The following is a 12,183-nucleotide window of genomic DNA, read 5'->3' as shown; positions in this document are numbered from 1 at the left end:
AACGAACTAATCCCAGGAGCACACAGCACTATGAATCTGACCCGAAAATTATGTGTCGGCGTGGCGTTAGCCAGCTTGTTGCTCGGCGGCTGCACCTCCCAAGTTACCGAGCGCGAGCAGTACTCCGGCTTCCTGTCCAACTACAACAACCTTGAAGAAGTGACCACTACCACCGGTGAGAAGGCGATGCGCTGGGTGAGCCCATCATGGGACCCGAATGCCTATGACACCGCCATGTTCAACGGCTTGGAGTTTTATCCGGCACCCAAGCCCGGCGAACGGGTAAACCAGCAGACGCTCACTGAGTTAAACAACTACATGACGAGCAAGGCCAAAGGCGTGCTGGGGCAGAAATACCGCTTGGTATCCGCCCCGGCTGCGGCGCCTTCCGGGTCAAATCCCTTCATCGTGCGGGCAGCCATCACCGGCGTAACCGCCTCGAACGAAGGCATGAAATGGTATGAAGTGGTTCCAGTCGCGGCCGTGGTCGGCGCGACGCAGGCAGCCACCGGTCACCGGGATCAGGACACGAACCTGTTCATAGAAGCCGAGTTCATCGACGCAAAAACCCAACAGACTGTGGCCAAAGTAGTACGCAAGGTATTCGGTAGCCAACTTTCAAACGACAGCCAGCAAATCACCACCCAAGACTTCAAGGCCGCTATTGATAAGTTGAACGCCGACCTGTGGGCCTTCATCCGTAGCTGAACCTTGCGTCAATCGCCAACACTGCTGGGCGATCAAGAACCCTCAACAGGAGGACAACTGACATGTCGGCTTATTCAATACTCAGGCACTCAAGATTACATCGGCCATTTCTAAACGCAGCGCTCATCGCGAGCCTGCTCACGCTCACTGCTTGCGCAACGGTCGATGCTCGAACGACCGCTTATGTCGGGGTTGAACACCCTGCACCAACGCTGGCCAGCCAGGTCCAGGTATTACGGGTAGAGCCCACTCGCCCTAATGTGCGACTGGGCGAAATTTTGATAGATGCCAGTATCGATCCTGCTCCGCCCATTACAGAAGTCGAACAGAAACTACGTGAACAAGCCGCCACGCTGGGCGCAGACGCGGTGGTTGTCGTGTATGACCACATCCAGCCAGTGGCCGCGTACGTATCAGGGCCACTCTGGAGCCGAGACATCGAGACCATTCAAGGGCGCAAACTGAAAGGCATCGCCATCCGCTATCAATAAAGAGGTTTATAGACATGAAATCAATCTTGTCCTGGCTGACGCTGACGATGGCTACCGTGCTGATAAGCGCCTGCTCCGCCGTGGATTCTGTCGACGGTGGCGCCGGCGAAGTTGAAATTCGCTCGGGCGTCATAGAGCAGATATCACTCACGCAGATGCAGACCAATCACGACAGCGGAGTCGGCGCCGTACTCGGTGGTCTTGGCGGTCTCGGTATCGGCAGCCTGATCGGCCGTGGTACCGGACGCGATGTCGCCATGGTTGCCGGCGCCCTCGCCGGTGCTGCTGGCGGTAATTATGCAGAGAAGAAAAAATACGACCAGCCAATAGAAGCGCAACAGATCATCGTAAGGGTACAAAGTGGGGTGCTGGTATCAGTTACCCAGCCAATCAATCCCTCGTTGGGCAAAGGTATGAAAGTCTATATCCAAGGCTCGGGTAATGAAGCACGTGTGGTACCGCAAGGCGGCTAAACTTAAGTGTCTAGACTGAGCCTCATCTGTAAGGGGCCGGGGAACACACCTTCCGAGCCCGAGCAATAAGGGCGATTGTGTCCGCGTATTTTTAAGCGGAAGCAATTGCCCTTAACGCCAGGATCGCCATGCGCCAACGTAAGTCCTAGCCGAAATCCTTCAAGACCCAAGTCGTCCAAGAGTGCGAGCAGCCCGGTGTTTCCGTGGCAGCTATTGCGATGAGGCATGGCATCAACGCGAATGTCGTTCGCCGGTGGCTACCGCTTTACCGTGATCAGCAGGCCGCCACCCTGCCAGCTTTCATTCCTTTGAAAGTCGAATCAAAACGAGTGGCTGAAGCGTCGGCGACTATTGAACTACCACTTGGCCAGCAAACGCTCACGGTAACGTGGCCAACTTCCGATCCCGAAGGGTGCGCCCGATTCATCCGTGGGCTCGCTCAATGATCCGCATCGATTCCATCTGGCTCGCTACCGACCCCATGGACATGCGTGCCGGCACCGAGACTGCGTTGGCCAGGGTGATCGCAGTGTTCGGTGCGGCGAAGCCGCACTGCGCTTATCTGTTCGCCAACCGCCGCGCCACTCGCATGAAAGTTCTGGTGCATGACGGGTTTGGCATCTGGTTGGCTGCTCGCCGGTTGAATCAAGGTAAGTTTCACTGGCCAGGCATTCGGCATGGCTCTGAAATGGAATTGGATGCCGAGCAACTTCAAGCCTTGGTACTGGGCCTGCCATGGCAACGCGTGGGTTCTGGCGGCGCGATCACACTGCTTTAAGGGCTGCCATTAGCCTATCGGTCTATCGCCGCGAACTGCCTGCTCTGGCAAAATCCGCGGCATGACTTCTTCGCCCAATCTCGACCAAATGTCCCCCGACCAACTGCGTGCCTTGGCTGCGCAGTTGCTGTCGCAGGTCGACACCATGGGCAAGAAGATCCACCGCGACCAAACAGTGATCGAGAAGCTGACGCACGAGATCGCCCAGCTCAAGCGCCTGAAGTTTGCCAAACGCAGCGAGCAGCTGAATCCTGAGCAGGCCAGCTTGCTCGATGACCTGATCGATACCGATATCGCAGCGATTGAAACTGAGCTTCAAGCCTTGCAAAGCGCTCCAACGCCGACCGAGAAAAAGCAAAAGCCTAAACGCACGGCGTTGCCGGCAGAGTTTCCACGCACGTTGATCCATCACGAACCGGACAATACTCACTGCCCATGTGGCTGAGCACTCAAACGCATCGGTGAGGACGTCAGCGAGAAGCTGGACTATACGCCCGGTGTGTTTAGCGTCAGTCCGATGCCCAAGCCTGACCCATTGAAGCCGACAGCGTGCACGTCCTGAACATAGGGGTCGAAAATAAACGGCAGTGCTTTAGCGGAAATGCCGATTCCATTGTCGGAAATATTTATCTTCAAAACGTCGGAAGCTACTGTTACAGAGAGTTCGATTCTACCGTGGGTCGGGGTGTATTTAGCCGCATTCGCCAAAAGATTGTGGAGAATCTGCGCGAGGCGCCCCGGGTCACCATTGACCATCAAGAGGCCATTGGGAAGAGGGGCGTTGAAATGCTGCTCTTGTGCGCTCATCAAAGGGCGGCACGCATCAATGGCTTCACGCAGAACTTGAATTATGTCGACATCGCGGCGATTGAGTCGCAACTTGCCAGTGCTGGCACGGGAGACATCCAGCAGATCATCCACCAGCTGTGACATATGTTGCACTTGGCCTTCGATCAACTCCCGCATCCGAGGCAGCTCGTCGCTAGGAATCCGCACCATACGTTCTGCAATCATGCTGATGGGTGTTAATGGGTTACGTAGCTCATGGGCCACTGTCGCCAGTATGCTTTTTTGTTGACTCAGTGCGCGCTTGGCAACAGCCTGAAGGTCTTGAGCGCTGAGCGCGGCGATGACCAGCTGTGCATTAGCCTCACGCAGTCCCTGGTACAAACGTTGCTCTTCCAAGCGAGGGGCAACTATAGCGTCTGACTGCACCAGCAGTTTCGCCGGTACTAGCTGCGGATTACCCTCAATCACCTGCTCGACCTGCTGACTATCCACCAGCCGGCTGCTGGTGTCGCTCAACTCTTTTTGCAGTGCTGCTAACACAGCGCGTGCTTCAACGGTTTTCTGGCCAAGCAGGAAGAGTTCGTGAGCGGCATTAGCGATCTCACGCTCATTCGTGCCATCGACATTACTCATGAGTCGGGCGCAAGCATTTTTATCTCCTGGATGTGATTCACCTGAAATCCGCTTTGTCGGTCGGCCTCCGAGCAGACCTTCTTGGTCATGAAGCATTTCGCCAATCTGCAAGCCGTCCATGATGCGCAGTAAGCGGCTCTCTACTTCAATATAGCGTTGGACAATGATCGCGTCGGTGAGAAATGCCGTGCCGTAAGGGCTGAAACGCAAGTCGGTGTAGCGGTCTTCCAGCTCGGAGGTCATCAGCACACTGACCCCGGCACTGGTCAGCGCGGTGACCATGCGCGACAGCGATTCACGGAAGTCTTCGCGGAAGGTCGGCGCCAGCGCCAGTTCGAAGCCCGACAACGAGTCGATCACCACACGAGTGGATTTCAGGCGAGAGATCTCGGCCAACAGCAACTGGACGATTTCGTCGATGGACAAGTCCGGTGCACGACTGTCCACCAAGCCTACCTGACCGCTTTGGATCAACTGAATGAGGGCGGCATTTTGAAAATGATTGGGCCGTTGTTCGAACACCGCGATCACGCCGGTTTCGCCGTTGCGTGCGCCTTCGGCCAGGAACGTCGCCGCCAGGATGCTTTTGCCCGACCCCGACGGCCCAGCCACCAGCAAGGAATAACCCCGAGGTAGGCCTCCACCGAGCATGTCGTCGAGCTGTGGCACGCCCATTTTCAGGCGCTTGATGGGAATCTCCAGCGGCGCTTCAACCGGGTTGAGTGACGCGGGTGCAAACACCTTGATCCCCGACGTCGCAATGCGGAAGGTGTGCAGGCCTGGCAGCGTTGGCTGGCCGCGCATCTTCATGATTCCAGCTTGCGCACCATCGAGTTGCGCTCGACGCTCTGGCGCAGCCAGATCAGGCCATCGGCCACGGTGAAAATCGGGTTGGTGTCGGTTTCGGTGAAATACTCGCCAATCAGGAAGGTCGTCGCCTGCCAGGTGGTCATCAACATGCCCAGTTGCTGAACGAACTGCGGCAGGTTGTTGTTGGGGTTGTCCTGGGTCTGGCTGGCCAGCACCACCGAGCGGAACGAGTCGACAAACACCAGCGCCGGTGAATGAGCCTCCACCTCGCTGACGATGCGCCGCAACACTTCGTCCAGATCCCCGGCCAGGGTGTCGTCGGCCAGGTTGATGTAGCGGATCGACTGGTTGATCGCTTCGCTGTCGAAAAAGTCGAATTGCTGCTGATATCGCAGCATTTTCAGCGGCGGCTCGCCCAGCACGGTAAAGAACAGCGCCGGACGTTCGGGCGTCGCCAGGGCAAACATCATCTGATGCGCCAGGGTGGTTTTTCCGCAGCCAGGCGGGCCGGCGATTAGGTTGAACGAAAACTCCGGCAATCCTTCGCCCAGCACCTCGTCCAGTCCCGGCACTCCGGTGGCTAGGCGGTTGATAGTCACTTTGGTGCTCATGGCGAATTTTCCTGCGAAGGGTTGTCGCTCAAAGAAGGTTCCCACACGCCACGAAGCAAACGTGCGGTGAGCGAAGGCCCGATCAGCTTGGTCAGTAATTCATAAAACGTGGTCAGCAGCACTTCACCGAAAAACAGTGCATCGACTTCGCTTTGCTCGACGAGTACAGATTTGAGGGCTATCAGATCCAGCGCGGCCTGCACACTGTCATAGGTGCCGGCCAGACGCGGATGAGTGGAAGCGCACAGGTGGAGGCTGCGGCGATAGAGCGCGACAACCCCTTGCTGGCCGATGATGGGTCTGAGGGCTGCGTCCATATCCTGCAAGGTTGAAATAATTGCGTGGACGGTCTTTGCAAGATCAGCAATGTCACCAACCCGGCGCGTCAGAGAAGCTACGATCTGGCGGCCCTCTTCGCTTTCCCTGGACATGGCTCACTAATTTTTGATGGGCACCTATCGATGGTACACCCTATAACCTGTGATCGAGTTTTCATTTGGACGCAGAGCTGATGATGTCCCGAATATCTCTCTCAAGCACCTAGTTTGGTGATTTGGATACAAACCGACCAAATGCCAAGCAATATCCAGAACGTCGCAAAGATCCAAGGTGTGCGCACCGAAAACAGCAATGCCTTGCGATACCCCTTTTGCGTGGACTCTCTCTCACAAAATAAAGGCGATTCGTCATACGCCAACCCCATTACAGGCTCGCTATGCAATAGCTCGCTCTGCTTGAAAGTAAGCGTCCGAGCTACACCGCCTTGCAACTCAAACCTTAATCCGTTTAAACCACTGGTTCACGCGCTCGCACTCAAATGCCGCTGGATCAAAAACATCTCCATGCCATTCAACCATCGCGTCATGCTCTGGATGATCGGGGTTGGCCATCGCCTCTAGAAAGTCCTCGTAACCAGACCCGCCACCCACGTCTTCCGGTGGGCAAGCATTGGCGCCCTCGATGCAGTACGGCACCTGAGGACAGGCGATAGCGGGTAGCGTTTTTTCGACCTTGATACTGTGATGCCAACTGTCACCAAAGTCGTAGAGATAATTGAATGTCCGCTTTCCGTTCAGCGCCTTGATCAGCGTTTTACGGGCTTCCGGGTTCACCGTCGGCCCCCAGCCATCAGGATCGGGAATACCATAATTCTCACCGGCAATTTCAAACTCATGCAGATGGCTATCACTCCAGCCCATCACGACCTGGATGACATGGTGCAGTTTGCCCAAGGTAATATTTTCAGGCACCGCGAACCGACGCCAGATCGTCGGAGTGATCCACTTCAGCTCAATGTGCAGCAGCAACAGGTCGGAGGCGGGTTTGGGTAAACGGACAGTTTTAGCCATGGATCAGGCGGCCTCGCAGTGTTCAGTGTGGTTCAAAGAAATGTTCCAGGGCAGCAACTCGCTCACCCGATTGATCGGGTGCTCGGCAATGTGCTCAAGCACGTAGGTCAGATATGCCTGGGGATTTAACCCGTTTAGCTTGGCAGTACCCACCAGGCTGTAAATCGCAGCCGCTCGTTCTCCGCCGGCATCGGAACCGGCAAACAGGTAATTTTTGCGACCCAATGCGACGGCGCACAACGCGCGTTCGGCGGCATTGTTGTCGATTTCGATTCGACCGTCATTGCAGTAGCGCGTCAGCGCCTGCCACCGATTGAGGGCATAAAGGATTGCACCGCCCAATGTCGATTTTTTCGACAGTTGAGCCAGCGTCTGGTTAAGCCACGCGTGCAGGTGCTCCAGCAACGGACTGGCCCGACTTTGCCGAACCGTTTTTCTATGATCTGGCGGTTGTCCTCGGATCTCGCTTTCGATGGCATACAGGGCGGCAATCCGTTGCAGCGCCTCGCCAGCAAGTGGTGAAGCCTGGTCTTTGTAGACATCGTAAAACTTGCGGCGGGCGTGAGCCCAGCAGGCGGCTTCCTGAATGGTGCCTGTAGCATACAGCTGAGCAAAACCGGCGTAGCCGTCAGCCTGCAAGATCCCGCTGAAGCCCTTGAGATGAGCACGGGGATGTTGCCCCTTGCGATCCGGCGAGTAGGCAAACCATACAGCCGCCGGCGTCGTGTAACCGGCAGGTCGGTCGTCCCGCACGTATGTCCATAGGCGAGCCGTTTTGATTTTGCCGTTGCCCGGCGCGAGCACGCCAATCGGCGTGTCGTCGGCATGGACTTTATGGCCGCTCATGACATGGCGCTCAAGGGCGTTGATCAGCGGCCTGAGCAATTGACTGCTCTGGCCGACCCAGTCAGCCAGAGTTGAGCGCTCCAGATCCACGCCCTCACGGGCGTAGATCTCGGATTGTCGATACAGTGGCAAATGGTCAACAAACTTGGAGACCAGCACGTGGGCCAGTAGCCCAGGGCCTGCAGGGCCTCGGGCTATCGGGCGACTCGGCACCGGTACCTGGGCGATGTGCTCGCAGCAGCGGCAAACCAGCTTCGGGCGAACATGGCGGATCACTTTGAAACGCGCTGGGATGTACTCCAGTACCTCAGATACATCCTCCCCCAAGTGGCGAAGTTTTCCACCACAACCAGAACACTGTGATTCGGGCTGATGGACGTGAATTTCGCGAGGCAGGTGTTCGGGCAATGGTTTACGGCGCGAAACTGCGCGAGGTGCCGGCTCGACTGGCGGTGTCAGTTCGGCTTGGCTGACTTGCAATTCTTCAAGACTTAACTGGAGCTGATCGATCATCGCGTCCAGTTGTTCGGAGCTGCGACCGAACTGCATGCGACGCAGCTTGGCGATCATCATTTTCAACCGCTCAATCTCTGCCCGCTGGGCAGAGACCAGAGCTTTCAAGGCTTGAAGATCGTTAGGCAAGGAGTCGGTCGCGAGAGTCATGACCGAATGTTACTTGGGATTTTTTCAGCGTGGCAAGTTAGACCGCGAGGACGGGTGCTGTACGAATTGGTCTGCGCCAATCAATGCCTTCCAACAGCATCGACAACTGCGCAGTCGTCAGCGGCACGCTGCCGCTGGTTGCTTGAGGCCAGACAAAGCGTCCTTGTTCCAGCCGTTTGCAAAACAGGCACAACCCGTCGCCATCCCACCACAACAGCTTGATCCGATCACCGCGCCGTCCGCGAAAAGCAAAGATCTGACCCGAGAAAGGATCGGCTTCAAGTTGAGTCTGCACCAATGCCGCTAAACCGTCGAAGCCACGGCGCATGTCGGTGACGCCGGCGGCGATCCAGATACGGGTTCCTGCGGGCGGGGCAATCATCGCAGTAACTGCTGCAAGATGAGTTGCACCGTCTGCGGATCTGGCGCGCCAGTGATGCGCAGCTTGGCTTTGCCAAGCTCAATCACGATCTCGGAATGAGATACGGGCTGTGACTGGATGGTTTGCAATGCATCCGTCGACGCCTCGATCACCTGGACAGGCAAAAACGTTGCACTCTGGTTAACCGGGCCAAATGCCCCTTCCTGATATTGCTGCCGCCAGCGAAAGACCAGGTTGGCATTGACGTCATGCTCACGAGCGATCAACGACACGGAGGCGCCAGGCTGGAGGGTGGCCTCGACGACTTGGCGTTTGAAGTCCAGCGGGAAGTTGGGGCGGCGGCCGGTTCGACGAGCGGGGGCAACTGTATCCAAGATAGTGTCCACTAAAAATGGTGTCCACTATCTTGTGCCTATCGCCGCCAGCTGCCCGAGAATTTCCGGGCTGTAAGCTTCGTTTGGCTCGTACTGAACGATGCGGTTCACCTCTTCGTAAAACTCGAAATCATTGGCGTGAATCGTGTTGAAGGCCTTACCGGAGACGTTGATGAACTTCATCGGCGGCGGATTGGCCGCGTCGGCCAGGCGATACACCTTGGCGTGTTTTTTGGTGCTTTCGACCGCGTTTTTCGTACCGCTGGCATCCAGGAAGCCGCGCCAGAACACTAGATTGCCGTAGGTACCGGAACGCAACACGAAATAGCCTTCTGGGACATCACCCTTGTAGCCTGGCGGCAGCAGCAGGAATTTACCGCCCTTGTTTTTATCCGGGCCGACCCGGCCAAAATCCGTCACGTACTGAAACCAGTGATCGTCGATCACGCCGAGCACGTTCGGCGGGGTTTCAATCACTACCGGACCGTCCTTGGTGTCGACCCACATCAGGTTGTAGATGCTCTCGGTATTCGGCGTCAGAAACAGTGACTTGGAGTCCATCAGGTTTTCCATGATGAGCACTGTTTGATTGTTATCGGCACCCTGACTGGCAAAACCGACACGTATCGCTTCGGCGGACGCCCCGCCCATGGCACTCAGATACGCCTCGACGCCCCGAGTGTGATCGAGGTTGTCATAGACCTTCTTGACGGTCTCCTCGTCCGGAAAGCCGTCGGTAAATTTCAGCGTGCCGATTCGGGTCTCCACCGAGTCAGGTGTAATGATGGCCGCCGGGATTTCGGTGGTCATTTTCATCTTTGGAGCTGTTTCGGCCTGGGCCAGCGCTGCGACCAGCGCTGCGACCAGCGCGAGCGTGAGTGTTAAGGCCTGACGTTGTTTCGGTTTGGTGTTCATGTCGATTCCATTTCCTGCTTGTTAGGCAGAGGAAGGGAGAAGCAAATCTGACGCGGTCCGTCGACAAGACGCCGCCTCGAATCCCCCTCTTCCAAGGGTTTATCGGAGCAACGCCTGCATATCGCTGGTCATCGCCTTGATTGCCGCCTTGAAGTCATTGGCGGTGATCGGCTGGCTGGAGTTTTTCAGCGTCTCACCAAAGACCTTGCGTACCGCTTTCACTACCGGCTGACCGGTGCTGGCATCCACCAGATCGGCCTCGATATACAGTTCGGTGTTTTGATCACGGTGTCCGGTGACCGCTTGAGTGGCCCCGACTACGGCGGCGACCGGCACCACCTCGTACCATTTCATGCCTTCATTGGAGGCCGATACGCCGGTAATCGCCGCATGCATGATCAGCGTGCGCGAACCTGCCGGTGCATCATTGAGAGTTCGAACCACCTGATACTTTTGCGCGAGCACACTGGTGGCGTTGGCACTGGTGTAGGCCTGCAACTCTTGCAAGGTTTTCAGGTTGACCCGCTCATCCGGCTTCGGCGCCGGGTACAGCTCCAGCTTGTCGAAAACCGCAGTGGTATACGCATTCGGATTGAAGCTCGGCGCGACCCAACGCATGACTTTCTGACCACTGGCCGCCGTCGTTTCTTGCAGGTTGTCGTAGTTGGGCAGGAAGCCTGAGTACTGCTCCTTTTCCGTGACTTTTGAAACACAGCCAGCCAGCAGCAACGTGCTGCTCAGCGCAGCACCCACCATCCATTTGCAGGAAAGACTCATGGGACAGTACTCCTTGACTTTTTTGGTTGTGTGCAGTGGTTCAGTTCACTAACGCCAAGTCATGCTGCCGCTCAGCGCTTGAATCCATTCATTATCGAATTCCCGATGGTGGCGTGACGCTGTGCATCCAGAACGAGTCTCCAGGGAAGGACAAAGAGGCCAACTGGCTAGCTGCGCCGAAGGGAGCTTTTTCCATGTACGTGCGGTTGTACTGACCAAAAGACGAAGCATTGAGCAGTCAATGCAAAACACCTGATCTGGTCCACGTAAAGGAATGGAGCCCCTCCTCCTCGCTGCCCTCCCGGTTCATTCCGGGGAGGGCATTCGCTTTATAGCAGCGAGTTCATTCAGCGATTCTGTTCCCATTGTTCATTGCTCATCGCCAGGCGAAAGCCCAGATGCGACATGGAATTCATAGGGTCTGCACCCTGCCTCGCACTGGTTCGAAAACTCGTGCAGTAGCTGTCGCTACACAGAAATGATCCGCCTCGGACGACCCTCTGTGGCGCATTGGCCGTGACCCCGAGTTCGGGGTCATAGCTGTCGGAAGGTCCCACCGGATTGACCGCTGCTTCACCCGCCGGTTGACGCTTGAGCCCAATGCTAAACGCGTCGGCACGATACCAATCGGCGACCCACTGCCAAACGTTCCCGGACATGTCGTAGAGCCCGTAGGCGTTAGGTCGGAAACTGCCTACCGGTTTGGTGCCAATCTTGAATTTATTGCTGGCCCCGGTCACGGGAAACGGCTGCACTTCATCCCAGGTGTTGGCCATCTTTTCCCCGCCGGGCGAGAAGTCATTGCCCCACGCATAATTCGCTTGTTCCAGACCGCCTCGTGCGGCGTATTCCCATTCAGCCTCGGTCAGCAGGCGCTTATGGGCCCATGCTGCATACGCCTGCACATCTTCGCGTGAGACCTGAACCACCGGATGGTTTTCCTTGCCTTCGATAGTACTGTCAGGCCCCAGCGGGTGACGCCAGTCAGCCCCCGGGACAAATGCCCACCACTGGCTGAAATCATTGAGTGGGATCGGTCTGTCTGTGCCCACAAAAACCAATGCGCCAGGCACCATGACGCTGTCATCTGGCTCAGGAGTACCCGGCGGCAGTTGTACTTTCAGATCTTCCCACTTGGGTTTGCGTTCAGCGGTGGTGACGTAATGCGTTTCAGCAATAAAACGGGCGAAATCGGCATTGGTGACGTCATAGCGGTCGATCCAATACCCGTCGAGTCGAACCTTGTGCGCCGGCCCCTCGTTGGGACGAGCCTGCTTGTGATCGCTGCCCATCAAGAATTCGCCGGCCGGCAGCCAGACCATTTCCAAGGGGCCATTTTTTCCATCACCCTGCGTCAACGGCACGGGACCTCGAAGGTGCTGATACACCGCAAACGCCAGGCAAGCCGACACGATCCCGGCGCAGACGATGGCGATACCAAAATTCCGTTTTCTGATAAGCATTTTCGCTCCTCTCGATTTCAGGCTGCGCCCTTTGCTGAACCTGCCTAGTATCAAGATCAGGTATAGACACCACGCCTCTAAAGTCAACGCCCACTCGGATTAACGATGAGATGGACTGGCG

General features: G+C 56.6%; 14 protein-coding genes and 4 pseudogenes. 7 read left to right on the top strand and 11 right to left on the bottom strand.

The annotated features are described in order from the left end of the window. Positions 1–30 precede the first annotated feature (30 nt). The 6 genes and pseudogenes from ACA058_RS11010 to ACA058_RS10985 all read left to right on the top strand — a co-directional run. Positions 31–708 (top strand): DUF3313 domain-containing protein, encoded by a 678-nt coding sequence (locus ACA058_RS11010; RefSeq protein ID WP_497639094.1) that lies wholly within the window; start codon positions 31–33, stop codon positions 706–708. A 62-nt stretch (positions 709–770) separates the two neighbouring features. After that, entirely contained in the window at positions 771–1,199 is a 429-nt protein-coding gene (locus tag ACA058_RS11005; protein WP_497639093.1) for a hypothetical protein, read from the top strand. Positions 1,200–1,213: 14 nt separating this feature from the next. Further along, positions 1,214–1,672 carry a glycine zipper 2TM domain-containing protein gene (locus ACA058_RS11000; protein ID WP_497639092.1) on the top strand — a complete coding sequence of 153 codons (459 nt, stop codon included), beginning with the start codon at positions 1,214–1,216 and terminating at the stop codon, positions 1,670–1,672. 164 nt (positions 1,673–1,836) lie between these two features. Beyond that, positions 1,837–2,118: pseudogene (gene tnpA, locus ACA058_RS10995) on the top strand (IS66-like element accessory protein TnpA); the annotation flags it as partial. Then, on the top strand, positions 2,115–2,450 hold the full coding sequence (gene tnpB, locus ACA058_RS10990) for an IS66 family insertion sequence element accessory protein TnpB (protein ID WP_497639091.1): 336 nt from the start codon (positions 2,115–2,117) through the stop codon (positions 2,448–2,450). The pseudogene tnpA (ACA058_RS10995) and the gene tnpB (ACA058_RS10990), both read left to right, overlap by 4 nt. A gap of 61 nt (positions 2,451–2,511) precedes the next feature. Then, positions 2,512–2,961 (top strand): annotated as a pseudogene (locus tag ACA058_RS10985) (IS66 family transposase); the annotation flags it as partial. Here ACA058_RS10985 and ACA058_RS10980 read toward each other — a convergent pair. The 10 genes and pseudogenes from ACA058_RS10980 to ACA058_RS10935 form a co-directional block, all read right to left on the bottom strand. Then, positions 2,937–3,872, bottom strand: coding sequence for a sensor histidine kinase (locus ACA058_RS10980; protein ID WP_497639913.1), 936 nt, complete (start codon positions 3,870–3,872; stop codon positions 2,937–2,939). The pseudogene ACA058_RS10985 and the gene ACA058_RS10980 overlap by 25 nt on opposite strands. A gap of 36 nt (positions 3,873–3,908) precedes the next feature. Then, positions 3,909–5,293: pseudogene (locus ACA058_RS10975) on the bottom strand (ATPase domain-containing protein); the annotation flags it as partial. After that, positions 5,290–5,724 carry a hypothetical protein gene (locus ACA058_RS10970; protein WP_497639090.1) on the bottom strand — a complete coding sequence of 145 codons (435 nt, stop codon included), beginning with the start codon at positions 5,722–5,724 and terminating at the stop codon, positions 5,290–5,292. The pseudogene ACA058_RS10975 and the gene ACA058_RS10970, both read right to left, overlap by 4 nt. Positions 5,725–5,825: 101 nt before the next feature. Continuing rightward, positions 5,826–6,032: pseudogene (locus ACA058_RS10965) on the bottom strand (hypothetical protein); the annotation flags it as partial. Positions 6,033–6,063: 31 nt separating this feature from the next. After that, on the bottom strand, positions 6,064–6,642 hold the full coding sequence (locus ACA058_RS10960; RefSeq protein ID WP_497639089.1) for a plasmid pRiA4b ORF-3 family protein: 579 nt from the start codon (positions 6,640–6,642) through the stop codon (positions 6,064–6,066). 3 nt (positions 6,643–6,645) lie between these two features. Beyond that, a complete protein-coding gene (gene tnpC / locus ACA058_RS10955; RefSeq protein ID WP_497639088.1) occupies positions 6,646–8,151 on the bottom strand; it encodes an IS66 family transposase in 1,506 nt (501 codons plus the stop codon). 37 nt (positions 8,152–8,188) lie between these two features. Next, positions 8,189–8,533: an IS66 family insertion sequence element accessory protein TnpB gene (tnpB, locus tag ACA058_RS10950; RefSeq protein WP_462034897.1), complete on the bottom strand. Its 345-nt coding sequence runs from the start codon at positions 8,531–8,533 to the stop codon at positions 8,189–8,191. Then, on the bottom strand, positions 8,530–8,907 hold the full coding sequence (gene tnpA, locus ACA058_RS10945) for an IS66-like element accessory protein TnpA (protein ID WP_497639087.1): 378 nt from the start codon (positions 8,905–8,907) through the stop codon (positions 8,530–8,532). The genes tnpB (ACA058_RS10950) and tnpA (ACA058_RS10945) overlap by 4 nt, the downstream gene beginning before the upstream one ends. Positions 8,908–8,934: 27 nt before the next feature. After that, positions 8,935–9,822: a DUF1254 domain-containing protein gene (locus tag ACA058_RS10940; RefSeq protein ID WP_497639086.1), complete on the bottom strand. Its 888-nt coding sequence runs from the start codon at positions 9,820–9,822 to the stop codon at positions 8,935–8,937. Between the two features lie 99 nt (positions 9,823–9,921). After that, the gene (locus ACA058_RS10935; RefSeq protein WP_497639085.1) at positions 9,922–10,599 is read right to left on the bottom strand and encodes a DUF3313 domain-containing protein; all 678 of its coding nucleotides are present in this window, start codon (positions 10,597–10,599) and stop codon (positions 9,922–9,924) included. Between the two features lie 35 nt (positions 10,600–10,634). Here ACA058_RS10935 and ACA058_RS10930 point away from each other — a divergent pair, with 35 nt between their 5' ends. Next, positions 10,635–10,814 carry a DUF1214 domain-containing protein gene (locus tag ACA058_RS10930; protein WP_497639084.1) on the top strand — a complete coding sequence of 60 codons (180 nt, stop codon included), beginning with the start codon at positions 10,635–10,637 and terminating at the stop codon, positions 10,812–10,814. Between the two features lie 132 nt (positions 10,815–10,946). On the opposite strand, the gene ACA058_RS10925 is transcribed toward ACA058_RS10930, so the two are convergent. Beyond that, positions 10,947–12,062: a formylglycine-generating enzyme family protein gene (locus ACA058_RS10925; protein WP_497639083.1), complete on the bottom strand. Its 1,116-nt coding sequence runs from the start codon at positions 12,060–12,062 to the stop codon at positions 10,947–10,949. Positions 12,063–12,183 lie beyond the last annotated feature (121 nt).

This window comes from Pseudomonas sp. LBUM1649 (assembly GCF_059716155.1).
Note: the sequence above shows the minus strand (reverse complement) of the source record. Positions and strands in the feature narration are given on the sequence as shown.

Bases quoted from the DNA above. Each gene is read 5' to 3' on its own strand.
- ACA058_RS11010 (WP_497639094.1), top strand. From the start codon at position 31: ATGAATCTGACCCGAAAATTATGTGTCGGCGTGGCGTTAGCCAGCTTG.
- ACA058_RS11005 (WP_497639093.1), top strand. From the start codon at position 771: ATGTCGGCTTATTCAATACTCAGGCACTCAAGATTACATCGGCCATTT.
- ACA058_RS11000 (WP_497639092.1), top strand. From the start codon at position 1,214: ATGAAATCAATCTTGTCCTGGCTGACGCTGACGATGGCTACCGTGCTG.
- tnpB (WP_497639091.1), top strand. From the start codon at position 2,115: ATGATCCGCATCGATTCCATCTGGCTCGCTACCGACCCCATGGACATG.
- ACA058_RS10980 (WP_497639913.1), bottom strand. From the start codon at position 3,872: ATGAGTAATGTCGATGGCACGAATGAGCGTGAGATCGCTAATGCCGCT.
- ACA058_RS10970 (WP_497639090.1), bottom strand. From the start codon at position 5,724: ATGTCCAGGGAAAGCGAAGAGGGCCGCCAGATCGTAGCTTCTCTGACG.
- ACA058_RS10960 (WP_497639089.1), bottom strand. From the start codon at position 6,642: ATGGCTAAAACTGTCCGTTTACCCAAACCCGCCTCCGACCTGTTGCTG.
- tnpC (WP_497639088.1), bottom strand. From the start codon at position 8,151: ATGACTCTCGCGACCGACTCCTTGCCTAACGATCTTCAAGCCTTGAAA.
- tnpB (WP_462034897.1), bottom strand. From the start codon at position 8,533: ATGATTGCCCCGCCCGCAGGAACCCGTATCTGGATCGCCGCCGGCGTC.
- ACA058_RS10940 (WP_497639086.1), bottom strand. From the start codon at position 9,822: ATGAACACCAAACCGAAACAACGTCAGGCCTTAACACTCACGCTCGCG.
- ACA058_RS10935 (WP_497639085.1), bottom strand. From the start codon at position 10,599: ATGAGTCTTTCCTGCAAATGGATGGTGGGTGCTGCGCTGAGCAGCACG.
- ACA058_RS10925 (WP_497639083.1), bottom strand. From the start codon at position 12,062: ATGCTTATCAGAAAACGGAATTTTGGTATCGCCATCGTCTGCGCCGGG.